Raw genomic sequence first — 26,656 nt, 5'->3', positions numbered from 1 at the left:
CCCGTCCACCCGTCTTTCCGGGATGTTACTTAGTGACGGTGCTCGCCAGGACAGGGAGAAGTGCGCTGTGGATGTGACGGTTTTCAGCACGCGCGGCTACGACCGCGAATTCCTCGACATAGCCAATTCGGCCGCCGGGGCGCCGCATGTACTGCACTTTATTGAAGCGGGCCTGTCCAAGCAGACCGCCGCGCTGGCGAAGGGAGCGACAGCGATCTGTGTCTTCGTGAACGACCGTCTCGATCGAACGGTACTAGCATCGCTCCGCGAACAGGGCACAAGGCTGGTCGCGCTGCGAAGCGCAGGCTTCAACCATGTCGACCTCGAAGCAGCCGAAGCCCTTGGAATAGCGGTCGCACGCGTGCCGTCCTATTCACCCGAAGCGATCGCGGAACATACGATCGCGCTGATCTTGTCGCTCAATCGAAAGCTACACCGGGCCTATGTTCGGGTGCGCGAGGGGAATTTCGCTCTGGACGGTCTGCTCGGCTTCGATCTGGGCAAGCGGACGGTTGGGATCGTCGGTACCGGCAAGATCGGCGCGACCGTGACGCGTATCCTCGGGGGCTTCGGGTGCCGGATTCTCGCTTTCGACCCCTCGCCCGATGCCGACCTTGTCGCTTCAGGCGTCGAGTATGTCACGTTCCCGGAGCTTCTGCAGCAGGCCGACGTCATTTCCATCCATTGCCCGCTCACGCCGCAAACCCATCATCTGATTAATGGGCAAGCGTTGCAGTTGATCCGGCCTGGCGCGATGCTCATCAACACGAGCCGTGGAGCCGTAATCGATACAAAAGCGGTTATTGAAGGCCTCAAATCGGGGAAGATCGGATCATTGGGTCTCGACGTCTACGAAGAGGAAGGGGATCTTTTCTTTCGCGATCTCTCCGACGAGATGCTGCAGGACGATGTCTTCGCCCGGCTCCTGACCTTCCCCAACGTCCTCATCACCGGGCACCAGGCGTTCTTTACCCGCGAGGCCCTCAGCGCGATCGCCGAAACGACGATCCGGAATATCTCGACTTTCGAGACGACCGGACAGGCCGAGTACCAGATCGGCACCGAACTGCTCACCTGAGGACACATAGGTTAAGCTCCCCAGCCAGGGCTCCGCACGGGATCTCAGAAAGCCGCTGTGCGCAAGCTCGAGATCGCGCAGGTCTCGGGATTGCGCAGGCCGTCCTCCCGGAACGACGACAACCTTGTCCGGCTCCTCGCTCCCCCATTCGACCGAATTCCGCGCGACCCGGGCTATATCAAGGCCTATTCCCCCGGCATCCGTGAGAGTGACGGCCAATACACCTCATGCAGCAGCCTGGCTTGCCATTGCGGTTGCGCGCAACCGTGATGGCGACTGCGCCAAGTCCCTGTTCGACTGGATCAACCCGATCCGGCACGCATCGATGCGCGAATCTGCGGAATATTATCGGACCGAACCTTACGTCGTCGCCGCGGACATTGCGGGTGTGCCGCAGCATCTGGGGCGCGGCGGCTGGACCTGGTACACTGGTGCGGCCGCGACGGCTAACGGCTTTGGGGCGTAGTCAGGCTTTCCGGCTTTCCGCGGTATCCCCTACTGCCTGGATGCGCCCCCCTTCCGGCGCTTCGGACTCTACGTATTCCGACCCGGGACGTAGGGCCATAGTCCTGACCACGAAGAACAACGTCTTTCCGTCGAAGAAACGAGCGGCGGTCACACGAACCCAGGAGTTGGGAAATGATCAAGAAATCCGTCATGGCGGCGCTCGCTGGCATAGCAATGCTCGGCGCCACCCCCGTGTTTGCGCAAGGCATCGGCCATACCTTCTTCATGCGGGGTTCGATCGTCGACACAAGCGCCAGCGGCACTGTCGTCTGCATCGGCAAGGCCGACGGCGCCGAGGTCGGGCAGACCCTCGAAGTCTACCGCGTCGTGCAGCACCCCGGCCCGGCTTCGTCCAAGGGCAATGTCGCGCCCTTCCATCGCCAGCGCATCGGCCAGGTGACGATCGATCACATCTACGACGATCACTTCGCCCATGTCAGCGTCACGGAAGGCAAGCCGGCCAAGCACGACATCGTCGAGCTGCGTCGCGGCAACTGACACAGCATCGCAGCGCGAGACGGCCGCTTCGGCGGGCGACCGTCGATAAGAGGCGATTGGCGCCCACTAGAAAGATGAAGGAGCTCTCCATGAAAGCACTCATGTTTGCGGCGGCGGCAGGGTTGGCCCTGTTCTCGACCGTACCCGCCACCGCCCAGGGCATCGGCCATACCTGGCTCATGCGTGGATCAATCGTCGGCAGCGACGACACTGGTCCCGTCGTCTGCATCGGCAAGGCCGATGGCGCCGAGGTCGGGCAGGTTCTCGAAGTCTACCGCAACGTGCCCGTAGCCGGCAGCTCGTACAAGGGCACTGGTCCCGCCTTTCGCAGGCAGGCGGTCGGGCATGTCAGGATCGATCACATCTATGACGATCATTTCGCCCACGTCAGCGTGACCGACGGCAAGCCTACCAAGCACGACATCGTCGAGCTGCGCAGGAATTAAACGTGGTTTCGCGTTCTCTCATGCCGTTCCGCCCTGCGTCAACCTGCACGACCGCAGGGCGGAGATGGCGGCAACCGCGAGGCAGCACGCGGCTTGCCGACCGGGCGAGGATCGAACCGCGTTGCGTCCCGACCCGAAACCCTGATCCGGTGCGCGGAGGCGCCGCGTTGTCATGACGGCCTTTAAGATCGGCGAGCTTGCCGCGGCCGCCGGCGTCGGGCGCGATACGATCCGCTACTATGAGCGGACCGGTCTCCTGCCCACGCCGGACCGCACCAGCGCCGGCTACCGGCTCTATGGAGATGTGGATCTCCTGCGTCTCAACTTCATCCGCTCCGCGCAATGGCTGGGCTTCACGCTCGCCGAGACGAGCGAGCTTCTCGCGCTCAAAGCCTCCGATACCGCGAAGGCATCCGCGGTGCTCGATATCACGCTCGAGAAAATCCGCGAGGCGGAAGCCCGCATCGAGCGGCTCACCGACATCCGCGATGTTCTCCGCGCGCTCGCCGATGATTGCCCGGTCGATGTTCCGGTGACCGACTGTCCCATTCTGACCTTCCTTTCGACGCGGCATGATTCGCGCCGAACCGAAGCACACACATGACAACCGCGGGAGAGCGACAACCACCAAGCAAGAGGGAGTGATCATGAAGACACGTATCATCATTGCAGCGGTACCGGCCCTGTTCCTTGCCGCCTGCGCAACCACGCCGCCGACAACGGCCGAGATCGACAGCTGCCGGACGATGGAGGGAAAGATGGGCCTCCAGAGTCCGCACGATCATGGCGAGATGAAGCAGCAGGGGCTCAACCCGATGAACCTGTCGCACGACCGTTGCCGCCGGATTCTCGGCGACAGCAAATGACGACGTCCCGGGTGGCTCCGCGCCACCCGGTTTTTTTCAATGAAAGAGGATAGAGGATCATGAACAGCATTTCGAAATCCGTTTTGCCCTTCACCGCCGCGCTGGCCGGCGCGCTTATGCTCGCCGGTTGCGGCAGCAAGAAGGACGAGACCGTGCCCGCCGCGACCGATTCCGCGGCGCCCTCCAACCTCGCGACCGATGGCTCGGGCGGCGCGGTGCCCGAGGCGGACACAAGCGACAATGCGATGCACGATGCCATGAAAGACAAAGAGCAGATGGAACGCCATCATCGCCAGGAAATGGACCATGACGCAATGCGCCAGGGCGGCATGAACCAGGGCGCTCCGGCGACCGACCCGGCGCCGATGAACCAGGCGACCCCGATGAAAGACATGTAAAAATCGTACGGGGATCCGGGATGCTGAATGCGATCGGCCTGCGCGGCCTGAGCCTTTGCGCGGCGCTCGCGCTGGGACTGTCCACCATCGCGAGCGCTCAGGAAGGCGAAGACCATGCCGCGCATCATGGCGGCGCGGCGTCGTCCATGGCCGGCGGCGACCCCATGGCGCCGTCGACGCCTGCGAACGGGTCCGGCATGGACGCGATGATGGGCGAGATGATGGGCGAAGCCGGCGAGCATGGCCGGAAGACGGGCCCCTTCATGTCCCAGTTGCTTGTGCCCACGCTCGGCGCGGACGATCGCAACCGGATCGCCCGGCAGGCGCGCGAACGTGTCGAGCAGGGGCTCGCCCTGATCGGCGAGGCGTCGACCGCCGCCCGCTCGGCTGATGCCGGAACGCGGACCGAGGCGGCCTGGCGGATGCGCGAGGGTGCCGACTTATTCCGTAGCGGCTCCACCGCGCTCGCCGCGCTCGATGGCGAACGGCCTCCCGAGCACACCGCCGTCTCGTGGTTCCGCGAGCGGATGGGCCTCGGCCCGCTACCGCACGAGATGCCGGCGCGGTGGTTGGGCGTCTCACCGTCGCATTTCATGCTGATGTTCGTGCTGGCGCTGGTCAGCGCCACACTCATCGCGCTTCAGCTCGCGCGGCTGCGCCGGATCCGGAAGATCGTCGGCGCAGGTGCGCCAGCGACGCCGGCGCTCGGAGCCGCGCCGGCCATTCCGGCCCCGGTCTCGCCCAGGGTTGCGCCGGCTTCCGCGACTGGCCCCGACGCCCTCGCCCCCAGCAATTCCGCGCCGGCGGCGGGCGCGTCTCTGCGCAAGCCGAAAAGCTGGTCCGGCCAACTCCGTGTCGTCCAGATCGTGCGCGAGACTCCGACAGTTCAGACTTTCCGCCTCGCCGATCCGGCGGCCGACCGCCTGCCGTTCGATTTCCTTCCCGGCCAGTTCTTGCAGGTCGAGGTCGAGCCGGACGGCGGCAAGGCGGCGCGCAGGTCCTACACGATCGCTTCGTCGCCGACGCAACGCGCCCATGTCGAGCTCACCGTGAAGCGCGAGGAACAGGGTGTCGTCTCGCGCCATCTGCACGACCAAGTGTCGGTCGGCGACCTGCTCAAGATCACCGGCCCTTTCGGCGCCTTCACCTTCACCGGAACCGATGCCGAGAGCATCGTGCTCATCGCTGGCGGCGTCGGGATCACGCCGATGATGTCGGTGCTGCGCTACCTCACCGACACTGCCTGGCAGGGTGAGATCTTCTTTCTTTACGGTGCGCGCTCGACCGAGGAGTTCGTCTTCCGCGACGAACTCGAGCGGCTCGAACGCCGCTTCGCCAACCTGCATGTCCTCGCCGCGATGCAGCGCGCGCCAGGGACGGTGTGGCTCGGCCCCGAGGGTCCGATCACACGGCAGATGCTGGTCGATGCGGTTCCCGACATCGCGCACCGCCGCATCCATATGTGCGGCCCGCCGGGCATGATGGCGGCGATGCGCCAGGAACTGGCCGAACTGGGCGTGCCCGAAGCCCAGCTTCATACCGAAGCCTTCGGTCCTGCCTCGCTGCCGACCGAGCCGGAAACGCTTGAAGTCAAGTCTCCGGCGGCAGCCGCAGAACGAACTCCGACAGCGGCGCCATCCGTCGCGGCCACCACGATCACCTTTTCGGTCGCCGGAGTCTCGGCCGCACTGCCGGCGGACCAGACCGTTCTCGAAGCCGCCGAAGGGGCCGGCGTCGAGATTCCCTATGCCTGCCGCTCGGGTGAGTGCGGGGTCTGCGTGACCCGGCTGATCTCGGGCGAGGTCACCATGGAGGTCGAGACCGGCCTGGCGCCCGAGGACAAGGCCAAGGGCTATGTCCTCGCCTGCCAGGCGAAGAGCACCGGGCAGCCGCTCGTGGTGGAAGCCTGATGCGCGAGCGCGGCGATCTGCTCGTCGGCCTGCTGGTCGGTTTCCTCCTGCTCTTCCCGCTCGGTTATGTGCTGCATGTCGCGCCGCGCTTCCCCGGCAGCGCCGCGGGCGGCATCATCGGCATCGCCGCCGTGCTGTTCATGCTCCTGACGCTCCCCTATGTCGCCGCCAAGCACTGGTCATGGGCCGATCGCCAGCTGACCCGGTTCGTCAGCAAGCCAACACTGTTGGCCGTGCATGTCTATGCCGGCGTCCTCGCGCCCATACTCGGGCTCATCCACGCCGCACACAAGTTCGCCAGCCCGGTCGGCATCCTGCTGACGGGGCTGCTGCTGCTGACCGTCCTCACCGGCTTCGTCGGCCGCTATTTGCTGGCGCAGGCCGCCAAGGCGCTGCGCGGGCGCCGCTCGGAACTTGCCTCGCTCCAGTCGGCCTTCCTGCACCTGCCCGCGCCCGCCGCCGCGCAGCGCATGCCGGGCGCACCACTCTCGCGCTGGAAGCGCCTGTTCTTCGTGTCCGCGGAGCCGCCCGTTCCGGCGATGCCCGAGGAGGCCGAGGACATCGCGGCGGCGCTCGCCGACACCGAGTTCGCGATCCGCGCCGAAGAGGCGACGAACCGGCTCTTCAAGCGCTGGCGGTGGCTGCACATCCTCGTGGGAAGCCTCGTCTATGGCCTGCTGCTGCTCCACATCGGCGCCGCGATCTACTTTGGGCTACGCTGGCTATGACACGCGGCAAGCTGCTCTACTGGCTCTTCCTCTCCGCGTCGCTCGCGCTGCTCGTGCTCGCGGTCGCGACGCGCTCGAGCGCACCGGCGGGCGCAGGGCCGATCGCGCGGCTCGTCATGCCGGGGCCGCTGTCGGCCGCACACCAATCCTTTGGCGCGCAGTGCACGAGCTGCCACACGCCGCTCAAGGGTGTCGAGGACAAGAGCTGTATCTCCTGCCACGCCGGCACGGATTTCGGCACCAAGCAGTCGACGCAGTTCCACGCCCAGGCGAAGCAATGCACCTCGTGCCATGTCGAGCATGAGGGCGATCGCGGCATCGTTCGTATGAATCACGAGGCGCTGCTCGATCCGAAGGTCTGGCAGGCAGGCCCCATGTCGGCGCCGTCAAATCCACTTCCGATGATTCCCGAGACGGCGCTCAACTGCGCGAGCTGTCATTCGATCCGCGACCCGCATCTCGGCCTGTTCGGGAAGGACTGTGCCAGTTGCCACACGACCACAAGCTGGCAGATCTCCAACTACCGGCATCCCTCGGTCAACTCGACGCAATGTTCCGAATGCCACAAGGCGCCGCCCAGCCATTTCATGGAGCATTTCAGCATGGTGTCGCAGCGCGCAGCCGGCTCCAAGGCGCGGGTCGATCAATGCTTCGCCTGCCACACCACGGACAGCTTCAACAACATCCGCCGGCGAGGCTGGTATGATCACCATTGATGCGGACTGGTTGAACGCCTTCTTCCGGCTTGCCGTAATCGGTCTCGAACTTGCGGGCACGCTAACGATCCTTGTCGGCGCCGCGCTGGCGACCTGGCTCTTTGCGAAACGCGCGCGCGCCGGCGACGGCACGCAGGCGTACAGCGCCTTTCGTTCCGCGCTCGGCCGGAGCATCCTGCTGGGCCTCGAATTCCTGGTCGCCGGCGACATAGTCAAGTCGCTGGTGATCAACCCGACGCTTGAGGACCTGATCGTGCTGGCGGGGCTGGTTCTGGTCCGCACCTTCCTCAGCATCTCGCTCGGGGTCGAGATCAACGGTCACTGGCCCTGGGAGGAGACCCGCATGGCCAGGGAGAAGGCACGCATGGCCAGGGAGAAGGCACGCATGGCGCCAGATGACACGGGTCCGAAGATAACGTGACGGCAAGGCAGTCAGGAGAGCCATGATGATCGAGAGACGGGAATTGTTGATTGCGGGCGCCGGCCTGGCGGTGGGCGCGGCGGCTCGTCCGGCCGCGGCGCAGCGTCATGCGATGGAGGGCATGGCGATGCCGATGTCGATGACCGAATGCATCGATGATTGCATCGCCTCGCACCGCATGTGCCTCCAGACGGCGGCCTATGCGAGCCGGAAAGGCGGCGCGCTGGCCACCGCGCCGCTCCTTGCCATGCTGGGTGATTGCGCGGAATTGTGTCAGGCGACCGCCAATTCGATGCTGCGCGAATCCCCGCTGCACAAAATTCTGTGCGGCGCCTGCGCCGAGGCGTGCGAACGATGCGCGCAGGAGTGCCTGCGTCATGCCGGTGACTCGCAGATGGCCCGTTGTTCCGCCACCTGCAGGGACTGCGCCGCAAGCTGCCGCGAGATGGCGGCAATGGATGGCTAAGTCCGACGCTTCGCACATTACGTATACTGATGCGCTCCGCGCCGCACCATCTCCGGGGCAAGCTCGGTCGAACGAGCGACAGACCGACCGTGCAACACCCGGGCGGAACTCACGAACAGACTGAAGGATAGCATAGTGCGAAAGAAGACGATCATTGTAACCGCGGCCGCCGCGCTCGGTGTTCTCGCCGTCGCCGCCGGACCGGTGCTGGCGGACGAGATGCCTCCCGGCATGCCGGACATCGCGGCGGCGCCGAAGGCCAAGACCGCCGCCCCCAGTGCCGAAGCGGCCCATCATATGCAGGGCATGCGGCACGGCGGCGAGCAGATGCACGCGCAGATGATGCCCGAGCACAAGATGGCCATGCACGGCGCCTCGGGATCGGACGACGCTTCGATGTCGGGCATGTCGCGGGGCGGCTGCTGACAGGCGACTAGGCCCGGTTCAGCGATGGCCACCACCAAATAACGGCAAAGATGTTGGCCCACCGTGCACGCCACGGTGGGCCACTTTTTTGGAGGACACCAAAGCAGGCTTTCGCGCGTCACATAAACCGTCGAGTAGACAACATGGCCGGACAGGATCGCGAATAGTCTTGACCCTGGACTACGGTCCAACCTGCATGATTGCTGCAATGCTCATCGGCCCGCCGGTGGATTCGTAACTTACGTATATCGACGACGAGGCCCCGACGGCATTGTCGTGTCGACGATGCCGGACGCGAAGAATGCGGCGGCGGGCAGTCAGGAGACAAGCCATGGACAAGACGACACTTCTCGCGGCCGCCCTCGGCCTTCTCGCGACCGGAACCCTCGCCGCCGGCCCGGTCATGGCCCAGTCGGCCCCCGCCCATCCAGCAACGGCACATCCGGCGCCGGCGCCCTCGACGGCGCCCGCCCATCAGGACGGCATGGATCATGGCGGACAGCAGATGCACGACCGGATGATGAGTGACCACCAGGCCGGCACGAACAAGCCCGCGAAGCCGGGTCATGCATCGGGCACGCCCAAGCCGGCCGCACCCAAGGCGCCGGCCATGTCCGACAAGCCGAAGGACGACTGCTGCATGGGTGGCATGCCGATGCCCAAGGACAAGCCGGCCGACAGGCCCATGGGCCACATGTGAGATTTCCAGCCCCATAACAGACCGACCACAGGGGCTGGAGGCCCGCCGTCGCCCCCCGCCGGCGGGCCAGTTCTTCGGCGACCCGGGTAACGGCCTCCCACGGCATCGACCGCCGCCGGCCGTCCCGGGCGCCCTTGACGGGGGCAACAGAAGGAGCGGGATCATGTTCGAACAGGCCATCGGGACCATAAACACGGCCCCGGCTTTCCGGCACCGCTATGACAATTTCATCGGTGGCCGCTGGAGCGCTCCCGCCGGCGGAGAATATTTCACCGACACGAGCCCGATCAACGGCGCCCTGATCGCCGAGTTCGCCCTCTCGACGCCGGAAGATGTCGAGCGCGCGCTCGATGCGGCGCACGCCGCCAAGGATCAATGGGCCAGGGTCTCGCCGGCCGAACGCGCCCGACTGCTCAACCGGATCGCCGATCGGCTCGAGGACAATCTGGAGCTGCTGGCGCTCGCCGAGACGATCGACAACGGCAAGCCGATCCGCGAGACGCGCGCCGCCGACGTGCCGCTCGCCATCGATCATTTCCGCTATTTCGCGGGCTGCATCCGGGCGGAAGAGGGCGGGATCTCGACGATCGACGCCGACACGATCGCCTATCATTTCCGCGAGCCGCTCGGTGTCGTCGGCCAGATCATCCCGTGGAATTTCCCGCTGCTGATGGCGGCCTGGAAGATCGCTCCCGCGCTGGCCGCCGGCAACTGCACCGTCATCAAGCCCGCGTCCCAAACGCCGCTCACGCTGATGATGCTCGCCGAACTCACCGCCGACATCCTGCCGCCGGGCGTGCTCAACGTCGTGACTGGGCCCGGGCGCACCGTCGGCCAGGCGATCGCCGCCAATCCCCGCATCGCCAAGGTCTCCTTCACCGGCGAGACCGTCACCGGCAAGCAGATCATGCACGCCGCCGCCGACCATCTCATCCCCCAGACGATGGAACTCGGCGGCAAATCGCCGAACATCTTCATGGCGGACGTACTCGACGAGGACGATGCCTTCTTCGACAAGGCGCTCGAGGGTTTCACGCTGTTCGCCTTCAACAAGGGCGAGGTCTGCACCTGTCCCTCGCGCGCGCTGATCCATGACTCGATCTTCGACCGCTTCATGGAACGCGCCGTGGCGCGCGTCGCGGCGATCCGTCAGGGCGACCCGCTCGATCCCTCGGTCCAGGTCGGCGCCCAGGCGTCCGAGGACCAGCTCCACAAGATCCTCGGCTATATCGACATCGGCAAGGCCGAAGGCGCGCAATGCCTGACCGGCGGCGCCCGGGCGCTTCCCGGCGGCGAGCTTGATCAGGGTTATTTCGTGCAGCCGACCGTGTTCGTCGGCGAGAACAGCATGCGCATCTTCCAGGAGGAGATCTTCGGGCCGGTGCTGTCGGTGACGACGTTCAAGACGGTCGAGGAGGCGATCGGGCTCGCCAACGACACCGCCTATGGGCTCGGCGCGGGCGTCTGGACACGGAGCGGCAATACCGCCTACCGCCTCGGCCGCGCGATCGAGGCCGGCCGGGTCTGGACCAACTGCTACCATCAGTACCCCGCCCATGCCGCGTTCGGCGGCTACAAGGCGTCGGGCTTCGGGCGCGAGAACCATAAGATGATGCTCGACCATTATCAGCAGACCAAGAACCTGCTCGTCTCCTATGACGAGCATGCGCTCGGCCTGTTCTGACACTCTCATAGAAGGAGATGCAGCCATGGCCAAAACCATGAAGGCGGCCGTCGTCCGCGAGTTCGGCAAGCCGCTCGTGATCGAAGAGGCGCCGATCCCCGAGGTCGGCCCTGGCCAGATCCTCGTCAAGATCGCGGCGACGGGGGTCTGTCATACCGATCTCCACGCCGCCGAGGGCGATTGGCCGGTGAAGCCCAACCCGCCGTTCATCCCGGGCCACGAGGGTGTCGGTCACGTCGCCGCGGTCGGGGCCGGCGTCACCCATGTCAAGGAAGGCGACCGGGTCGGCGTGCCGTGGCTCTACACCGCCTGCGGCCACTGCGTGCACTGCCTGGGCGGCTGGGAGACCCTGTGCGAACTCCAGCAGAACACCGGCTATTCGGTCAACGGCAGCTTCGCGGACTATGTCCTCGCCGATCCCAACTATGTCGGCCATCTTCCCGATAATGTCGGTTTCCTCGATATCGCGCCGATCCTCTGCGCGGGCGTCACGGTCTATAAGGGGCTGAAGGCCACCGAGGCGAAGCCGGGCGACTGGGTAGTGGTCTCCGGGATCGGTGGCCTCGGGCACATGGCGGTGCAATATGCCCGTGCGATGGGCCTCAACGTCGCCGCTGTCGACATCGATGATCGCAAGCTCGATCTCGCGACGCGCCTTGGTGCCGCATTGACGGTCAATGCGCGCGATCAGGATCCCTCGGCCGCCATCAAGAAGGCCATCGGCGGCGCCCACGGCGCGCTGGTGACAGCCGTTTCTCCCAAGGCGTTCCAGCAGGCGCTCGGGATGGTCCGGCGCGGCGGCACGGTCGCCTTGAACGGCCTGCCGCCCGGCGATTTCCCGCTGTCGATCTTCGACACCGTGCTCAACGGCATCACCGTTCGCGGCTCGATCGTCGGCACCCGGCTCGACCTGGTCGAGGCGCTCGCCTTCGCCGGCGAAGGCAAGGTCCGTGCGACGGTGCACACCGAGAAGCTCGAGGCCATCAACGATGTCTTCGCGCGCATGCACCATGGCGACATCGAGGGGCGGATCGTCCTCGATCTGGCCTGACCTCCCCCGGACGAAAGACCAATGGACCCGATGACTTCCTTTCACGCCTTTCCGATCGCGCGGCGCCGTTTCGTCCAGGGGCTGGCGCTCGGCGGCGCCGTCGCGGGCTTCGCCCCGGCGTTGCTGGCGCGATCCACTGCCGCGTCAGTCTCCGAGCTTCGCGGAACCGAGTTCGATCTCGAGCTGGCAGAACTGCCCGTCAACTTCACGGGCAAGCGCCGTATCGCGACGGCGGTGAACGGCAGCGTGCCCGCGCCGGTGCTGCGCTTCCGTGAGGGCGATACGGTCACGCTGCGGGTACGCAATGCGCTCAGGGAGATGTCGAGCATCCATTGGCACGGGATTATCCTGCCCCCTGAAATGGACGGCGTGCCGGGCATCAGCTTCGGCGGCATCGCCCCGGGTGAGACCTTCCACTATCGCTTCGAACTGCGCCAGACGGGCACCTACTGGTATCATGCCCATACGCTTGCTGAGCAGACCGGGCTCTATGGCGCGATCGTGGTCGAGCCGCGCGAGCCCTCCGCAGTCGCGCCCGACCGTGACTATCCCGTGATTCTCAGCGACTGGTCGGATGAGTCGCCGCTGCAGATTTTCACCAACCTCAAGAAGCTGAGCAGCTATTATAATTTCGCGCAGCCGACCGCTGGTGACTTCCTCAAGGACGTGAACAGGCTGGGATTGGGCAAGGCGCTTGAGCGTCGAGCCATGTGGAACGGCTCGCGCATGAACCCCACCGACTATAGCGACGTGTCGGCGGCGACTTACACTTATCTCATGAACGGCACGACGCCGGCGGGCAACTGGACCGGTATCGCCTCGCCCGGCGAGCGAGTCCGTCTGCGCTTCATCTGCGCGGGGACGGCGAGCTTCTTCGACGTTCGAATACCCGGCATCCGCCTCACCGTCGTCTCGACCGACGGCCAGGCGGTCGAGCCGGTCACGGTCGACGAGTTCCGGATCGGACCGGGCGAGACCTACGATGTCGAATTCACCATGCCCGATGCTGGGGCGCATACGATCTTCGCCCAGTCGATCGATCGGACCGGCTATGCCCGCGGCACGATCGCGCCGGCGTCCGGCATGATCGCGGCAGTGCCGCCGCTCGATGATCGGCCCTGGCTCGATCCGGTCGACATGATGGGCGCCATGAGTGCGATGGGGGGCGAGCATGGTGGGCATGGCATGACGGAGATGCCCCCCAAAGCCCGCCACGCCCGCACCGAATATGGCGCGAACACAGACATGCGCGTCGACTATCCGCGCACCAATCTCGACGATCCCGGTGCAGGTCTTCGCGGCCGTGCCTGGCGTGTGCTCACGCTTGCGGACCTTCGCACGCCAGGCGGCGATCCCGACCCGCGCGAACCGGAACGCGAGATCGAGCTCCATCTCAACGGCAATATGGAGCGCTTCATCTGGGCCCTGGACGGCATCAAGCTCAACGATTCCAGGCCATTGCATTTCAGGGCGAACGAACGCCTGCGCGTCACGCTGGTCAATGACACGATGATGGCCCATCCGATGCATCTCCACGGCATGTGGAGCGACGTCGAAGGGGCCGATGGGGCATTCCTCGTGCGCAAGCATACGGTCGTCGTCCAGCCCGCCCAGCGCGTAAGCTTCCGTGTCACCGCCGATGCGATGGGCCGCTGGGCGTTCCACTGCCATCTGCTCTACCATATGGCGGCCGGCATGTTCCGGGAGGTGGTGGTCGCATGATCTTCCCATCGCACGGCCGAGCCTCGCTCCTCGTTCTCGTCACCGGACTGTTGATTGCCGCTAGGCCCGCGCTCGGCCAGGAGCCCGCCCACCAGCATGATGCTACCGTTCCGGAGGCTGAACAGGCGCCGCAGCCCGAGCCTCAGGACCATGCCGGGATGGACATGCAGGGCAGGGACATGTCCGCCGGGGAAAGGTCCGGTGACCAAATGAAGATGGACATGGGCGCGATGCAAGGTGGCAAGGCCCCGCCAGATGCCCGCGATTCCGACGATTATGCGAACGGCTATCGCAACTCGATGCTGCCTGGCTGGGAGACGTCGGACAAACTCTCGATCCCGAGAGTCCTTATCGACGAACTCGAATTCGCCACCGGCAATGAAGGCCAGGGCATTGGCTGGACCGTACAGATCACGAACGGAACCGACAACGACAAGCTCTGGTTGCGCAGCCAGGGCCTGAAGAACTCGCGCGACCGCCTCGACCGCGAGAGCAGCGTCGAGGCGATGTGGTGGCATAGCAGCGGCCCGTTCTGGGGCACGCTGCTGGGCGTGCGCCAGGATCTCGGCAAGGGTGCCACGACCTGGCTCGCGGCCGGTGTCGAGGGGCTCGCACCCTACTGGTTCGAGGTCCAGCTCACCGGCTATGTCGGCGACGATGGCCGTCTCGCGGCCCGCGCCAAGGCGTCCTACGAGATTCTCTTCACCAACCGCCTGATCCTGACGCCGCAAGTCGAGAGCAACTTCTATTCCAAGCGCTCCACCGAACGGGAACTGGGCGGCGGCTTCAGCAACATCGAGCTGAGCGGACGCCTGCGCTACGAGCTCTCGCGGAAGATCGCACCCTATGTCGGGTTCGTCTGGGAACGCGCGCTCGGCGGCACCGCCGACTTCCGGCGCGCGGAGAGCGAGAGCCCGGTCGAGCGTCGCGTCGTCGTCGGCGTCCGACTATTGCTGTGATTCCGGAGGGCCTGTCGGGGAAATGGCAGGCCGGGCTCAGCCATCGCGCGCGCAGGCGGGACCCGCATTCGCTCTCGTCCATCCTGCTCCTGCTCGCCGTCGCCGCCGCGGCGGCGGGCCAGACCGCCATTCTCGCCTTCCTTCCCGCCTTGGTCGACGGCGAAGCCGTCGGCCTTGCGCCCCGCGTGCATGACTTCCACGTCGCCAGCCTGACCGCCATCCATCCGCTCGCGGCCCTGCTTACGGCGCCGCTCTGGGGTTGGCTTGCGGATCGGATGGATTATCGGGTCCTGCTTCGTACCACTCTCGTCATTCTCGCATTCGTGACGGCACCGATCGGAGCGGTGTCGCTGCCGGCGCTCTATCTGCTGCGCGCAATGGCGGGCATGGCGGCGGCCGCCATCATCCCGCTCGCGTTGCTGTCCGCGAGCTTCGCGGTGTTCGAGCGCGGCGAGCAGGCGAGGCGCTTCACCTGGCTGACCGCGTTTGTCTTCCTGGGAGACATGGTCGGCCCCCTGCTCGCCGAGATCTCCGCGGCCCTGACTCCTCGCATACCCCTGCTGATGGTGGCGCTCGGCATCGCTGGCGTCGCCATCCTGCTGTACCTCGCCCATCTGCCGCCCCGCTGTGTTGCCTGTCCCGAAATCCGCCACGCGCGAGCGTCGTCCCGTCCTGCAACCTCGATGCTTCTGCTCATCGCGGCGGTCGGCGGGGGCGGGCTCGCGGCCATGCATGTGGCCCTGCTCGTAGCGCGCGGCTCGGATGCGCCGGGTCGCGATACGATCGCCTGGATGCTCAGTCTTTGCGGATTCGCCATGCTCGCCGCGCAGCTGTTCCTCGCAAGGGTCGCCTGGCTCCTGACCATGCCGAGGCGGCTCGCCAGCCTCACCCTCGCCCTGCTCGCGGCGAGCCTCTTCCTATTTCCGCTGGGTCACGACGCGCTCCCGCTGGCAGGGATCATTTTCGTCGCGGGCTGGAGTTCCGCGAGCCTTCGTCTGGTCACCAGCTTCTGGATCGGCGGGAACGCCGTTGCTTCGGGATCCAGGCTGGGATTGCAGCATGCCGCCGCCAGCATTGGCCAGGCGCTCGGGCCATCGGCCCTCGCCGTGGCATCGCCGCAAGGTCAGCCCGTCATCCTGTGGACCATCGGCAGCCTCGCGCTGCTTCTGCTCCTTTTTCTGCCCCTCTTCTGGAGAGGGCCAAAGGCAGAGCCATGAGAATGGATCTCGAGCGTCGGCCACCTATTCCACCCGGATTTCCCGAATGGGATCGCTCTTGGTTCTGGCCGCTACCCCAGTGTGGCGACCTTCAGACATCGCGCAGTCGCAGAAACGGAGACTAGGTTATGCAATTGGCCATCATCGGCCTGGGGCGGATGGGCGCCGGTATTGCGCGCCGATTGATCCGCGGCGGTCATCAACTCGTCGTCTTCGACCATAACCAGAGCGCGACCAATGCTCTTGCCGACGAGGGCGCGATCGGCGCGATCTCGCTGGAAGACGCAGCCGCCAGGCTGTCACAGCCACGCATCTTCTGGATCATGCTGCCGGCGGGCGCGCCGACCGAAAGAACGGTTGAAACGCTGATCGACCTTGCCAGCCCTGGCGACATTCTGATCGATGGCGGCAACAGCTTCTACAAGGACGACATTCGGCGCGCGAAGACTTGCTGCGAGAAACAGCTACTATACGTCGATGTCGGAACATCCGGTGGGATCTGGGGGCTGGAACGGGGCTACTGCATGATGATCGGTGGCGCGAAAGCAGCGGTCGATCATCTCGATCCGATCTTCGCGACACTCGCGCCAGGGCTCGGCACGATCCCACGAACGCTCGGCCGGATCGAGAACGACGGCGAGGATTCACGCGCCGAAAAGGGGTATGTCCATGCCGGTCCGGTCGGGTCGGGCCACTTCGTCAAGATGGTGCACAACGGCATCGAATACGGGCTGATGCAGGCCTATGCTGAAGGCTTCGACGTGCTCAAAGGGAGATCCTCCGACAAGCTTGCCGAGAATGAGCGCTTCGACCTCAACCTCACCGACATCGCCGAAGTCTGGCGGCGCGGCAGCGTCATTTCGTCGTGGTTGCTCGACTTGTCAGCAGCGGCATTGGCCAAGGATCAGATGCTCGAAGCCTATAGCGGTCGAGTCGCTGATTCAGGCGAGGGCCACTGGACGATCGAGGCGGCGATGGAAGAATGCGTACCGGTCCACGTTTTGTCGGCGGCGCTGTTCGCGCGCTATCGCAGCCGTGTCGAGGGAACGTTCGGCGACAAGCTGCTGTCGGCGATGCGCTTCGGCTTTGGCGGTCATGTTGAAATTCCGCAATAATCGGGCCGCCCTGTGCTTTCACGACCGATAATGACGAGAAGGTTTGCTGATGGGCAAGACTGGCTTCTCCAACGAGAATAATGAATGTGCCGTCGGCGTTTCCGCGGCGAACCAAGGAGTATACGCATGAAGTTGAGCCTGCCCGTCGCCCTCCTGTTCCTGGCCTCGCCCGGCGCGGCGCTCGCGGCCGGTGATGCGCTCGTCCACCGGGATCCGGGCTGCGGCTGCTGCGAGAAATGGGCGAAGATGGTCCGGGACAGGCTCGGCCGGAAGGTCGTCATGCGTGAAGATCCCTCCCGGGCCGCCTTCCAGCGCCGTAACGGCGTCCCCCCCCGGCTGTCCTCCTGCCACACGGCCGTCATCGACGGCATGATCTTCGAAGGCCATGTGCCCATCGCCTACATGCAGCGCGTTCTGCGGACGCGGCCCGCGGGTGTCAAAGGCCTGGCGGTCGCAGGCATGCCACTGGGCTCGGACGGCATGGAAGTGCCGGGAGCGCAGCGGCAGCGTTACGACGTCGTTGCGTTCGGCTCAGGCGGCGTGAAGGTATTCGCCCGACATTGAGGTCGTGCGGCAGATGTCTCACGAGTGGTTGCTTCATTCCCTATTGGAAACCAGATTGCGCGTGACGGCCAACCGCATCGAGCACCGCTCGGCCGATCAGCGGCTTGGGAATGACGTGATCGAATCCGGCTTCGTGCGCGCGCCGGGCAAGGCGATTGTCGTGAAAGCCCGAGATCATGATCGCAGTGCCGTTCCAGCCTTGCGCGCGCAATTGCTCCAGCATCGCAAAACCGTCTATGTCGGGCATGCGATAGTCTAGGATTACGCAATTCGCATCGAGCGCTTCGGGATCCGCCAACAGGGCGCGTCCCGTCGTATAGCCGCACACCTGATACCCGTGCGACCGCAGCAGCAGGTGAAGCGCCCGCCGCACGGCCGGATCGTCATCGGACAGGAGGATCCTATACTCGCGGTTGGAAGAGGAACGACGAGACGACATGAGGCGAGGTGCAATACCGAGAAGGAGAAATTTGCTTTCCAAATGCCTATTTCCGGCGGGGTTCGTCGCTACGTAAACATCGCAGTCACTTCGATTTGCGGCCCATGCCGGCAGCGAATGCGATCCTCAGGGCCTCGGACAGGTTGCGAACCTCGAGCTTGGCCATGAGGCTGGCCCGATGGACCTCGACCGTTCGCGACGAGCATCCCAGATCGTAGGCAATCGTCTTGTTGGGATAGCCGTGCGCCAGTCCCTCTAGCACTTCCTGTTCCCTGGGCGTCAGGCCGGCGATGCGGACTTGCGCTTCAGAGGCTTCGATGGAGCGGACATCGGCATCATCGATCCGGGCGAACGCCCGCGTTACGGCCTGGAGCAGGGCCGCCTTCTCAAAAGGCTTTTCCAGAAAATCGATCGCGCCGGCTTTCATCGCCTGCACCGCAACCGAGATATCACCATGGCCCGTGAGGACGATGACCGGCATGTTTACGCCGCGTTCGGCCATCACCGCCTGCACCTCGAGACCATCCATGTCCGGCATCCGGACATCGAGGATGACGCAGCCGATCTCCGCCGACCTTGCCGACTTCAGGAACTCGACGCCCGATGCGTAGCTGACAACCTCATAGCCGGATGTCTTCAGCGCGAAGCCGGCTGCCTTGCGGATGACCTCTTCATCGTCGACCAAATGAATGGTTCTTCTATCCTCCATCGTCTCCCTCCGCCCGCGCGTGGATCAGTGTGAAATGAAAGCGGGTGCCGCCGCGGTCGGGGTGCTCGACCCAGATACGGCCGCCATGCGCCTCGATGATGGTCCGGCAGATCGAGAGACCGAGACCCATGCCGCCAGCCTTGGTCGACGTGAAAGCGGTGAACAGCTGCTCGCGGATCTCTTCGGCGATCCCAGGGCCGGTATCTTCGATCCTCACCTCAATCAGGCCGTCGGAGCGTAGCGTCGACGCCACCTTGAGGACACGGATCGAGGAGTTCGCCATGGCCTCGATGGCGTTGCGCATCAGATTGACGAGGACCTGCTGGACCTGGACCCGATCGACGAGGACCGGGGTCGCGGTAGGATCGACGGCGAAGAAGCTGCGCACGCCGCGCTCGCGCGCGCCGACGAGCGCCAGTTGGCACGCTTCGGCTATGACCTGGGGAAGATCGTGTAGGCTCTTGTCGACCTCGCCGCGCGCGACGAAGTCGCGCAGCCTCCGCACGATGTGCCCGGCCCGGAGCGTCTCCTGCGCGGCGTCGTCCATCACCGAGCGAAAGGATGCGAACGGCTCGCCGTCCTGCTCGTCCAGCATGTCGCGGATCGTTTCCAGATACAGCGCGACGGCGGCGAGCGGCTGGTTGAGCTCGTGCGCTAGGGTGGAGGCCATCGTCCCCATCGCGCTCAGCCGCGAGACATGGACCAGCTCGGCCTGCAATTCCTTGAGCTTCATCTCGTCCTGTTCCTTAGCAGTGAGGTCGCGGATGAAGCCGGTGAACATCCGCTGGCCATCTTCTCCGGCCTCGCCGACGGACAACTCCATCGGGAAGGTCGAGCCGTCGCGGCGCTGGCCGACCACCACCCGGCCCAGGCCGATGATCCGGCGCTCGCCGGTCTTGAGATAGTGCGCGATATATTCGTCATGACGGCCGCGATCGGGCTGCGGCATCAGGCAGGAGACATTGCGCCCGATCAGGTCGGCTTCCGAATAGCCGAACAGGCGCTCGGCCGCGGCGCTGAACGAGGTGATCGTCCCCACCTCGTCGATGATGATCATCGCATCCGGCACCGTCGCCAGGATGGACTGCAGATGCTGCTCTCGCGTCTCGATCGACGCACGGACCGCCGCCTCGTCGGTGACATCGCGTGTGATGCAGCCGAACCCGAGATGAACCCCGTCATCGAACAAGGCGGTGACGGTCAGGCGTGCCAGATATTCCGAACCGTTCTCGCAAACCCTCCAGGCTTCGCGCTCGAAGGTTCCTTCGTGCAGCGCTGCCGTGAGATCAGCTTGCGGCCGGCCCGCCGTGACCTCGTCGGGCGGGTAAAACATGTCGTGGGGCTTTCCCACGACATGGTCGATCGGCCAGCACTCGATCCGCTCTCCTTCCTCGTTATAGCTGAGCACCCGCCCCGAGACGTCGAGCAGCGAAAGGATGTAACCACCCGCTTGGCGCAGGAAGAGCGATGCGAGCCGTTCGGTGTGAGCCACACCGTCCTGGAGGTTGTGATCCTTGTCGGTCATGGCATTCTCAGCGCCGCGCGAGGATGGCCTTCATCTGGTCGATCTCCTGTCGCTGCGACCGTTCGATCGACCGGCAGAGCCCGATCACTTCCGGATCGCGCAGCTTCGCCTCGCGGCACATCAGGATCGCGCCGGAATGATGGGGAATCATCGAGCGCAGGAACGCCGCATCGCCGATCGTGGTCTGGGTGCGGATCAGCGCATAGCTGCCGAAGAAGGCGACGAGCGAGGCGGCGGTCAGGGCGATGTTGGCCGCTCTCGATGGGAACATGTGCCGCATGGTGAAGATCATCAGCACCACCATCGGCGCGACCATCATCAGCGTCATGTAGAGCATATTGAGGTTGTTGTAGAAGCTTTCGAGCCCATCGATCATGACGAACATCACGAGGTACATGATGATGCCGCTGACGAGGGTCTGGAGCGCAAGGCTCCAATAGGCTCCCTTTTTTCCGCCGCCGTTGCCTTGTGCATGGTCCATGGATCATCTCCTTGATTCGGCCCCCGGCGATTTCATCGAGATCGCTTCGTGCCCAGACACCCCGCCCCGCCATTGACCGCTCCCGAGCCTAGAACCAGAAGCGGACGCCGACGACCACGCTCGTGGCATGGACGTCCTCTCCCGCGAGGCGGGAAAGCCGCGCCGTATCGCCGGTCTTGCGCAGATAGGATACCCCGACATAGGGGGCGAACTGGCGGCTGATCTCGTAACGCAGCCGCGCTCCCAGCTCGATATTGACGAACCCGGAGCCGATGTCATTCTCCGGAACGTCCTGCGCCGCAAGATTGAGTTCAAGGCGTGGCTGCAGGACGAGGCGCTGGGTGATGCGCTGGTCGTAGTAGCCTTCCACCCGGCCCAGCAGGTCGCCCTTGTTCGAGAGGAACAGTGCGCCCTCCACCTCGAACATTCCGGGCGCCAGGCCCTCGAAGCCGATGGTCGCGTAGGTGCGGTCGGGTCCGCGGCCGAAGTCCTGGCGGACGCCGGCCTGCAGGTTGAAGTAGGGATCTATGGCATGGCTGTAGAGCGCCTGGATCTCGGCGGTGTCAATGCCGCGGCCGAACTCGCCTTCGCCCTCGCTCTTGAGCCAGAGCCGGTTGATGTCTCCGCCATAGAAGCCTTCGCCGTCCCAGCGATAACCATCGCGTCCACTGTGCGCCTGGTACTCGAAGACGTTGAGCATGAGCTGGCCGAACTGGCCGCCGCCGCTTTCCTTCATCATCGCCTCGCGCGAGCGGCCCATCTCGCCGCCCGGAAAGTCGCGATCGGCGTAATGATCGCGCGGGACCGGCGGCGGCGGGGCATTACCCGCGGGCAGCGCCGTGCCGGTCATCTCCTTTGCCGGCATCGACGCCTCACCATTTTGCGAACGATCCATCCCCGGCATGTCAGGCATCGCGCCACCCTGGTGCTGCGAATGGTCCATCTCCGGCGGCGTGTTGGGCTTCGCGCCGGATTGGTGCTGGCTATGATCCATGCCGGGCATGGCCGGGATGGGTTCGGCGGACAGACGCTGCTGATCGCTTGCTGGCGACCCATGCTGGGAATGATCCATGTCCTGCATGGTGTCGGCAGCGGGCGTGCGCGCGTCTGCAGGCTTTATCCTGGGGCGGGATGGCGCGGGCTGCGAGGCACGGGGCTTCGTAGGTGCCTTGGCCGGCTTGGTCTGTGCAGGTTGCCCCATGCCGGGCATGTCGTGTGTCGAATGATCCTGCGCGAACGCAGGCGCGGCGAGTACGAGCGCGACGGTACTACCGAGCATCGGAAGCGAGCGGATCATTGCGCGTCTCCCTTCGGGCGCACGCTTACGACGCGCATCATCCCGGCATGCATGTGGTAGAGGAGATGGCAATGGAACGCCCAGTCGCCGACCGCGTCGGCGGTGAAGTCCCAGGTCACCTTGCCGCCGGGCTGGACGATCACGGTGTGCTTGCGCGGCGCATGGTCGCCGTGGCCCGTCACCAGCTCGAAGAAATGGCCATGGATGTGGATCGGATGGCCCATCATCGTGTCGTTAATGAGGTTGATCCGCACGCGCTCGCCTTCTGTGAACGGGATCGGCTCGTGATGGTCCGACATCTTCTCGCCGTCGAACGACCACATGAACCGCTCCATGTTGCCGGTGAGGTGGATGTCGATGCTCCGGCCGGGCGCGCGGACGTCGGGATTGCGCTCCAGCGCCATCAGGTCCTTGTAGACGAGCACCTTGTGGCCGACATCCTCCAGACCCTGGCCGGGCTCTCCGGTGCGGTCGACCGGCATCGGCGAGATGGTCTGGACGCCGGGATCGCGCTTGACCTGGGGCGCGTTCGAGAAGTCGCGCATCTTCATCGAGCCCATCGCCATATCGTGGCCGCCATGGTCCATGCCCGCCATTTCGCCTCCGGCGTTACCGCCGGCCGCCATGGCCGAATGGTCCATGGCTGATTGATCCATGCCCGACATCGCGCCATGATCCATCGCGCCGTGGTCCATGGTGGAGGATCTAGCCGCCGCGCTCGCGGCTCCAGTCGCAAGGCCCGCCGACGCGTTCTGCTCGGCGCTCGGATCGACGCCGCGCGCCGCGCCGCCCGACATGTCCATCCCTTCCATTCCGTCCATGGAGGACATGTCCATGCCCATGTCCTTCATGTCGGCGAGCGGCCTGGGCCGCAGCGGCGGCACCTCGCCGGCCATGCCCGCTCGCGGCGCGAGCGTGGCGCGCGCCATCCCCGAGCGGTCGATCGCCTCGCCGACGAGGGTGAAGGCCTTGTTCTCGCCGGGCGTGACGATGACGTCGTAGGTCTCGGCGACGCCGATCTGGAACTCGTCGACCGTAACCGGCATCACGTTCTGGCCATCGGCCTGGACGATGGTGAGCGGCAGCCCGGGGATACGCACATTGAAGGTGGTCATGGCCGAAGCGTTGATCACCCGCAGCCGCACCCGCTCGCCCGGCGTGAACAAAGCGGTCCAATTGTCGGACGGACCGTGGCCGTTGACGAGATAGGTATAGGTGGAGCCCGTCACGTCCGAAATGTCGGCCGGGTCCATCCGCATCTGGCCCCAGTCGAGCCGGTCCTTGAGCTTCTGGTCGCGGGCCGACAGCAGACCTGACAGCGTCTGCCGCTGGAAGTTGAAGTGCCCTGGATTGACCTTGAGTCGACGGAAGATCGCTTGCGGCGACAGCGGGCTGTGATCGGCGAGGACGATCACGTGCTCACGGTCATAGGCGACCGGATCGGCGCCCGCCGGATCGATGATGATCGGCCCGTAATGGCCTTCCTGCTCCTGCAGGCCCGAATGGCTGTGATACCAGTAGGTGCCGCTCTGCACGACGGGGAACTGATAGAGGTAGTTCGATCCCGGCTTGATGCCCGGGAACGACACGCCCGGCACACCGTCCATATTGGCCGGCAGGATCAGCCCGTGCCAGTGAATCGAGCTGTCCTCCTCGAGTTGGTTGATGACGTTGAGCCGCACATGCTGGCCCTCACGCAACCGGATAAGCGGCGCGGGCACGGTGCCGTTGATCCCGATCGCCCGGAAGCGGCGGCCGTCGATGGTCATCGACTGGCGCGCGATGGTGAGCGTGATGTCCTCTCCCGACACCGTCGGCAGAGTCGGGCGCACCCCCGCCGAGATTGTCTGGGCCCAGGCCGGGAGCCAGGCGGAGAGGGCAAGGCCGCCGCCCGCGCGGGCCGCGCCCCGCATGAATTGCCGACGGTCGAGAACGGATGTCATGGGCGGCGTCTCAGCTCTTGTTCATATGGGCCTATTGGAGATACGCAGCCCGTCCGCCCAACCCTCAAACTTTTTGCAGAATTTCCGCCAGGCGCATCCGCGCGCGATAGAGCCTCGTCTCGACGGCCTTTTGACTTATGCCGAGAATCTGCGCGGTCTCCGCTTCGCTATGCCCCTCTATCGTCCGCAAGATGAGCGGCTCCTTGAGTGTTTCGGGCAAGGCCGAGATCGCGCTCATCGTACGCTCGAACTCCTGCTCGGCCGCCATTCTGTGATCGGCCAGCGGCGCTTCGTCCGCGACGTCCTCGGCGTCGCTGATCGGGAACGCAAAGGATAGGAAATTCCGGACTGTCCGGCGGCGGCGCCAGTCGTGACATTTGTTGATCGCGATCCGCGACATCCAGACCGGAAAGGGCCGTTCCGGATCGTAGCGGCGCAAGGCGCCGAAAGCCGCGACGAAACTGGCCTGGGTCACGTCGAGGGCTTCGTCGGTATCCCCGACATGGTTGCGCACCAGCCGGTAGACCCATTCACGGTGGCGCCGGACCAGTTCGCCGAAGGCCGGCTGCCGTCCCGCCAGCGCCAGCGTGGCGAGCTCGGCATCCGAACAGCCGGCGAGTTCGAGCGTCACCGTTCCTTGGCCGTCAGCGCTTTCACCACGGCCTCGTCGAACTTGACGGCTTGGTCGGGACGCAGCACGGCCCGCATCGAGAAGATGTGCTCCAGCGTTTCCTTCTGCAGCTCCCCCATCGCCTGGTGCGAACGGTCCACGGCGGCGGCGACCTTCGGCCCGTAACCATGTTCGATCTCAATCGCCTCGGCGAGCCGCACGTTATCGGCGCGCAGCTCCGCCTCCAGCGCCCGGCGGCGGATGGCGAACTTCTTCTCGATGACGTCAAGCCGCTCGTGCTGCTCTGCATCGATCCTGAGCTGACTGTGGAGAAGCTCGTGCAGTTCGTTCTCGACCGGCTTCTGCGGCACGACATAAAGCCGTCCGATCACGACGCCGGCCAGGGCTGCGGCGAAGGTCAGCAGGACCAGCAGGGCTATCCTGCGCCAGTCCCGCATCACTCGCCGCTCAGCAGAGTCGACGGCGCGAGCGCCAGCCGTGCGTCGAAGGGCGACAGGGTCGTGGCGGCACCCCGATCGGTTTGAACTACCGATCCGGCAATGCCGAACACCAGGGCGATCACGGCGACGGCGCCGAAGGTTCCGGCCCGGAGCGCGGGTGCGGCCCGGATGCGGGCCAGCTCCTCCATGACAGCGCTGTCGATCGTCGCGAGCGCGGCGGGAAGCGGCGCATTGCGCAAGCGCGCCAGCATCTGATCGAGATCATCCATCGTCGTTCTCCTTCCTCATTCTCCATTACGCATCACAGCCGCCTACCCCTCGTCAGCCACAAAAAGATAATCCGAGGGGTCCGCCGACGGGATGCGTATTTCCCTATGCCACCAACCTGGAGAACTCCGATGCGTCCCCTTCCCGTGTTTGCCGCCCTAACGGCCGCTGCCAGTCTCTTCGTTTCCGCACCGGCGCTTGCCCATCCCAAGCTCTTGTCTTCGACCCCCGCCGCCAGTGCAAGCGTGGCGGCGCCATCACGGATCACGCTCACCTTCAGCGAAGGCCTGATGCCCAAGCTGTCGGGCGCCGAAATCGTCATGGCCGGGATGCCGGGCATGCCCAATCACCGTATGGCCGTGACCGGTTTCCAGACCGCGGTCGATGCCGACGGCAAGACGCTGGTCCTGACGCTGGCGCGTCCGCTCTCGGCCGGCACCTATCAGGTCACCTGGCACGTCGTGTCGACCGACACCCACCGGATCCAGGGCAATCTCGCCTTCACCGTGAAATGACATCATGAGTGACGCCGGCCTCATCGCGGTCCGCTGGGCGCTCTACGTCGATCTCGGCCTGCTGTTCGGCCTGCCGCTGTTCGCGCTTTATGCGCCGGGTGGCGTCCGGATGGCTGCTCGGCATCTGCTCATGCCCGCACTGATCGCCGCTGTTGCGCTGGCCGGCGTCATACTTTCCGCGCTCGGGTTCGCGGTCCAAGCCTCGGCCATGACCGGCCTGCCGATCACCCGGCCGGATGTCTCGATCCTCGGCGACCTGCTCAACGAGACGGCGCTGGGCCTCGCGCTCAAGACACGGGTCGCCGCGCTCCTGATCCTCTTGCTATGCGCGCTGTTCTACGGCCGCGCACCGCGCGCAGCAGCCGCGGCATCGACCCTTGTCGGCGCATGCGCCCTGGCAACGCTTGCCTGGTCCGGCCACGCCGCGGCCGGTGAAGGCGGCATCGGCTGGCTGCAGCTGGCGGCCGATCTGGTCCATCTTCTCGCCGCGGGGGCCTGGATCGGCGCCATCGCCGCTTTTCTGCTGCTTGCCGTGCGATGGGTTGATGCCGACGACATGGACCATGTGTCGCTGACGGAAGCCGCCCTGCGCGGCTTCGCGATGGTCGGAACCCTGGTCGTCGGACTGCTGATCCTCACTGGAGCGGTGAACGGCGCCATCCTTGTCGGTCCGGGCAACGTGCTTTCGCTCGGAAAGACCACCTATGGCCTGCTCCTGATCGTCAAGCTGACGCTGTTCGCCGCGATGCTCGGCCTGGCGGCGCTCAACCGCTACCGCGTTACGCCCGCGCTCGGCCTTGCCATCGCGCAAGGCGATGCGCGGCGCGCCATGGCGATCCTGCGCAAGAGCCTGCTCGCCGAGGGCGGCCTTGCCATCGTCATCCTGGGGCTCGTGGCCTGGCTGGGTACTCTTTCCCCGCCGATGTCGGCATAGCAG

32 protein-coding genes are annotated in these 26,656 nt (G+C 65.4%); 23 read left to right on the top strand and 9 right to left on the bottom strand.

Going from position 1 to position 26,656, the window contains the following annotated elements; all coding sequences use genetic code 11:
* The first annotated feature begins 67 nt into the window (after positions 1-67).
* The 21 genes from AC07X9_RS04615 (at position 68) to AC07X9_RS04515 (ending at position 17,472) form a co-directional block, all read left to right on the top strand.
* Positions 68-1,078 (top strand): 2-hydroxyacid dehydrogenase, encoded by a 1,011-nt coding sequence (locus AC07X9_RS04615; protein WP_086485575.1) that lies wholly within the window; start codon positions 68-70, stop codon positions 1,076-1,078.
* A gap of 208 nt (positions 1,079-1,286) precedes the next feature.
* Positions 1,287-1,544, top strand: a complete 258-nt coding sequence (locus AC07X9_RS04610; protein WP_217884239.1) for a GH36-type glycosyl hydrolase domain-containing protein — start codon at positions 1,287-1,289, stop codon at positions 1,542-1,544.
* Positions 1,545-1,717: 173 nt separating this feature from the next.
* Entirely contained in the window at positions 1,718-2,083 is a 366-nt protein-coding gene (locus tag AC07X9_RS04605; RefSeq protein ID WP_176342105.1) for a hypothetical protein, read from the top strand.
* 89 nt (positions 2,084-2,172) lie between these two features.
* Positions 2,173-2,529: a hypothetical protein gene (locus AC07X9_RS04600; RefSeq protein ID WP_176342104.1), complete on the top strand. Its 357-nt coding sequence runs from the start codon at positions 2,173-2,175 to the stop codon at positions 2,527-2,529.
* A gap of 172 nt (positions 2,530-2,701) precedes the next feature.
* Positions 2,702-3,133 carry a heavy metal-responsive transcriptional regulator gene (locus tag AC07X9_RS04595; RefSeq protein ID WP_086485574.1) on the top strand — a complete coding sequence of 144 codons (432 nt, stop codon included), beginning with the start codon at positions 2,702-2,704 and terminating at the stop codon, positions 3,131-3,133.
* Between the two features lie 43 nt (positions 3,134-3,176).
* On the top strand, positions 3,177-3,395 hold the full coding sequence (locus AC07X9_RS04590; protein WP_086485939.1) for a hypothetical protein: 219 nt from the start codon (positions 3,177-3,179) through the stop codon (positions 3,393-3,395).
* Between the two features lie 59 nt (positions 3,396-3,454).
* Positions 3,455-3,793 carry a hypothetical protein gene (locus AC07X9_RS04585; RefSeq protein WP_086485573.1) on the top strand — a complete coding sequence of 113 codons (339 nt, stop codon included), beginning with the start codon at positions 3,455-3,457 and terminating at the stop codon, positions 3,791-3,793.
* Positions 3,794-3,813: 20 nt separating this feature from the next.
* Positions 3,814-5,703, top strand: a complete 1,890-nt coding sequence (locus tag AC07X9_RS04580) for a 2Fe-2S iron-sulfur cluster-binding protein (protein ID WP_086485572.1) — start codon at positions 3,814-3,816, stop codon at positions 5,701-5,703.
* On the top strand, positions 5,703-6,431 hold the full coding sequence (locus AC07X9_RS04575; RefSeq protein WP_086485571.1) for a hypothetical protein: 729 nt from the start codon (positions 5,703-5,705) through the stop codon (positions 6,429-6,431). Before AC07X9_RS04580 ends, AC07X9_RS04575 begins: the two co-directional genes overlap by 1 nt.
* Positions 6,428-7,147: a cytochrome C gene (locus tag AC07X9_RS04570; RefSeq protein ID WP_086485570.1), complete on the top strand. Its 720-nt coding sequence runs from the start codon at positions 6,428-6,430 to the stop codon at positions 7,145-7,147. The genes AC07X9_RS04575 and AC07X9_RS04570 overlap by 4 nt, the downstream gene beginning before the upstream one ends.
* Positions 7,134-7,568 carry a DUF1622 domain-containing protein gene (locus AC07X9_RS04565; protein ID WP_086485569.1) on the top strand — a complete coding sequence of 145 codons (435 nt, stop codon included), beginning with the start codon at positions 7,134-7,136 and terminating at the stop codon, positions 7,566-7,568. Before AC07X9_RS04570 ends, AC07X9_RS04565 begins: the two co-directional genes overlap by 14 nt.
* Positions 7,569-7,590: 22 nt before the next feature.
* The gene (locus AC07X9_RS04560; RefSeq protein ID WP_086485568.1) at positions 7,591-8,034 is read left to right on the top strand and encodes a four-helix bundle copper-binding protein; all 444 of its coding nucleotides are present in this window, start codon (positions 7,591-7,593) and stop codon (positions 8,032-8,034) included.
* A 135-nt stretch (positions 8,035-8,169) separates the two neighbouring features.
* Positions 8,170-8,460 carry a hypothetical protein gene (locus AC07X9_RS04555; protein ID WP_086485567.1) on the top strand — a complete coding sequence of 97 codons (291 nt, stop codon included), beginning with the start codon at positions 8,170-8,172 and terminating at the stop codon, positions 8,458-8,460.
* 331 nt (positions 8,461-8,791) lie between these two features.
* Positions 8,792-9,160, top strand: coding sequence for a hypothetical protein (locus AC07X9_RS04550; protein WP_176342103.1), 369 nt, complete (start codon positions 8,792-8,794; stop codon positions 9,158-9,160).
* A 163-nt stretch (positions 9,161-9,323) separates the two neighbouring features.
* A complete protein-coding gene (locus tag AC07X9_RS04545) occupies positions 9,324-10,844 on the top strand; it encodes an aldehyde dehydrogenase family protein (RefSeq protein ID WP_086485565.1) in 1,521 nt (506 codons plus the stop codon).
* A gap of 25 nt (positions 10,845-10,869) precedes the next feature.
* Positions 10,870-11,895 carry an alcohol dehydrogenase AdhP gene (gene adhP, locus AC07X9_RS04540; RefSeq protein WP_086485564.1) on the top strand — a complete coding sequence of 342 codons (1,026 nt, stop codon included), beginning with the start codon at positions 10,870-10,872 and terminating at the stop codon, positions 11,893-11,895.
* A 30-nt stretch (positions 11,896-11,925) separates the two neighbouring features.
* Entirely contained in the window at positions 11,926-13,617 is a 1,692-nt protein-coding gene (locus tag AC07X9_RS04535; protein ID WP_086485938.1) for a copper resistance system multicopper oxidase, read from the top strand.
* A gap of 158 nt (positions 13,618-13,775) precedes the next feature.
* A complete protein-coding gene (locus AC07X9_RS04530) occupies positions 13,776-14,576 on the top strand; it encodes a copper resistance protein B (protein ID WP_086485937.1) in 801 nt (266 codons plus the stop codon).
* Positions 14,573-15,793 (top strand): MFS transporter, encoded by a 1,221-nt coding sequence (locus AC07X9_RS04525; protein ID WP_254908038.1) that lies wholly within the window; start codon positions 14,573-14,575, stop codon positions 15,791-15,793. The genes AC07X9_RS04530 and AC07X9_RS04525 overlap by 4 nt, the downstream gene beginning before the upstream one ends.
* Positions 15,794-15,921: 128 nt before the next feature.
* Complete coding sequence (gene gnd / locus AC07X9_RS04520) at positions 15,922-16,908, top strand: phosphogluconate dehydrogenase (NAD(+)-dependent, decarboxylating) (RefSeq protein WP_086485563.1); 987 nt, start codon at positions 15,922-15,924, stop codon at positions 16,906-16,908.
* 126 nt (positions 16,909-17,034) lie between these two features.
* The gene (locus AC07X9_RS04515) at positions 17,035-17,472 is read left to right on the top strand and encodes a DUF411 domain-containing protein (RefSeq protein ID WP_086485562.1); all 438 of its coding nucleotides are present in this window, start codon (positions 17,035-17,037) and stop codon (positions 17,470-17,472) included.
* Between the two features lie 40 nt (positions 17,473-17,512).
* On the opposite strand, the gene AC07X9_RS04510 is transcribed toward AC07X9_RS04515, so the two are convergent.
* From AC07X9_RS04510 to AC07X9_RS04470, 9 genes are all read right to left on the bottom strand, one after another.
* Positions 17,513-17,911, bottom strand: coding sequence for a response regulator transcription factor (locus AC07X9_RS04510; protein ID WP_086485561.1), 399 nt, complete (start codon positions 17,909-17,911; stop codon positions 17,513-17,515).
* An 85-nt stretch (positions 17,912-17,996) separates the two neighbouring features.
* Positions 17,997-18,620 (bottom strand): response regulator transcription factor, encoded by a 624-nt coding sequence (locus AC07X9_RS04505; RefSeq protein WP_086485560.1) that lies wholly within the window; start codon positions 18,618-18,620, stop codon positions 17,997-17,999.
* Positions 18,610-20,145: a PAS domain-containing sensor histidine kinase gene (locus AC07X9_RS04500; RefSeq protein ID WP_086485559.1), complete on the bottom strand. Its 1,536-nt coding sequence runs from the start codon at positions 20,143-20,145 to the stop codon at positions 18,610-18,612. Before AC07X9_RS04500 ends, AC07X9_RS04505 begins: the two co-directional genes overlap by 11 nt.
* Positions 20,146-20,152: 7 nt before the next feature.
* Positions 20,153-20,626 carry a DUF305 domain-containing protein gene (locus AC07X9_RS04495; protein WP_086485558.1) on the bottom strand — a complete coding sequence of 158 codons (474 nt, stop codon included), beginning with the start codon at positions 20,624-20,626 and terminating at the stop codon, positions 20,153-20,155.
* A gap of 88 nt (positions 20,627-20,714) precedes the next feature.
* On the bottom strand, positions 20,715-21,923 hold the full coding sequence (locus AC07X9_RS04490) for a copper resistance protein B (protein WP_086485557.1): 1,209 nt from the start codon (positions 21,921-21,923) through the stop codon (positions 20,715-20,717).
* Positions 21,920-23,866 (bottom strand): copper resistance system multicopper oxidase, encoded by a 1,947-nt coding sequence (locus AC07X9_RS04485; RefSeq protein WP_086485556.1) that lies wholly within the window; start codon positions 23,864-23,866, stop codon positions 21,920-21,922. The genes AC07X9_RS04490 and AC07X9_RS04485 overlap by 4 nt, the downstream gene beginning before the upstream one ends.
* Positions 23,867-23,930: 64 nt before the next feature.
* Positions 23,931-24,497 carry an RNA polymerase sigma factor gene (locus tag AC07X9_RS04480; RefSeq protein ID WP_086485555.1) on the bottom strand — a complete coding sequence of 189 codons (567 nt, stop codon included), beginning with the start codon at positions 24,495-24,497 and terminating at the stop codon, positions 23,931-23,933.
* Entirely contained in the window at positions 24,494-24,934 is a 441-nt protein-coding gene (locus tag AC07X9_RS04475; protein WP_086485554.1) for a periplasmic heavy metal sensor, read from the bottom strand. Before AC07X9_RS04475 ends, AC07X9_RS04480 begins: the two co-directional genes overlap by 4 nt.
* Positions 24,934-25,206 (bottom strand): hypothetical protein, encoded by a 273-nt coding sequence (locus tag AC07X9_RS04470; RefSeq protein ID WP_086485553.1) that lies wholly within the window; start codon positions 25,204-25,206, stop codon positions 24,934-24,936. The genes AC07X9_RS04475 and AC07X9_RS04470 overlap by 1 nt, the downstream gene beginning before the upstream one ends.
* Before the next feature lie 129 nt (positions 25,207-25,335).
* Here AC07X9_RS04470 and copC point away from each other — a divergent pair, with 129 nt between their 5' ends.
* Both copC and copD read left to right on the top strand, forming a co-directional pair.
* Positions 25,336-25,719, top strand: a complete 384-nt coding sequence (copC, locus tag AC07X9_RS04465) for a copper homeostasis periplasmic binding protein CopC (RefSeq protein ID WP_086485552.1) — start codon at positions 25,336-25,338, stop codon at positions 25,717-25,719.
* Positions 25,720-25,723: 4 nt separating this feature from the next.
* Entirely contained in the window at positions 25,724-26,653 is a 930-nt protein-coding gene (gene copD / locus AC07X9_RS04460) for a copper homeostasis membrane protein CopD (protein ID WP_086485551.1), read from the top strand.
* Positions 26,654-26,656 lie beyond the last annotated feature (3 nt).

The sequence above is a fragment of the Sphingobium sp. GW456-12-10-14-TSB1 genome, from assembly GCF_059424385.1.
This window is presented reverse-complemented; position numbering and strand designations above follow the sequence as displayed.